The sequence below is a fragment of the Bartonella sp. AC535YNZD genome (assembly GCF_042196625.1).
Classification (GTDB): domain Bacteria; phylum Pseudomonadota; class Alphaproteobacteria; order Rhizobiales; family Rhizobiaceae; genus Bartonella.
Map to the genome: position 1 here is coordinate 1 of NZ_JBHIQP010000079.1, position 699 is coordinate 699.

Consider the following 699-nt stretch of genomic DNA (forward strand, 5'->3'; position numbering starts at 1 on the left):
AACAAAGCATCAGTATTGATAGTTCCTTTATTGGTTTTAAAAACCTGCGAAAAGAATCCCCTCACTTTTTGTTGCCATTTTAATCTATATTTATTTAATGCAGCAACAGCTTCATGCTGGTCCATAAATATAAAACGACTTGACCATCTATAATGTAAAGGAAAACCATCAAGAATGTCTAATATTCCAGGATAACTAGCTGTTGGAAAACCGTCAATTGAAATACAGGAAATAAATTTATCCCCAAGTCGTGGAATATCTCCAGGCCACAAATCAGTATAACCAAGCCATGAATCTAAATACATTGGACAATCTTGTATTCGAAGAGCAATCGCTTCACCATTAATCGCATAATGTAAATAATTAACAAGTTGGTCACTGTCGTAGACATCATCACCATTCTTAATAGTGATTGTTTTCATCCTCTGCATTTTAAGCAGATCACCAATCCCAATATAAAAATCATCTATTTTCTTTTTAAATTCATCAAGTAAACGTTCAGCGGGTGTGGTTGACTCAACTGTATCGTCTTCATATACAATTTCCCCTAACTTTGATGATTTTCGAGTAGGTGGTAGATATTGCATTAACAAAGCATATTCCGTCTCATAATGCACTTCACTTTGCTTAAAATAAAACCGTCTTTCTGCATCAATCAATGCTGTAATAGGGTCAGGAAAATGAGATAATTCTGGATCT

The 699-nt window shown here is 34.3% G+C and carries 1 pseudogene; it reads right to left on the reverse strand.

The features are described from left to right. Nucleotides 1-699: pseudogene (locus tag ACFIM8_RS09265) on the reverse strand (transporter); the annotation flags it as partial.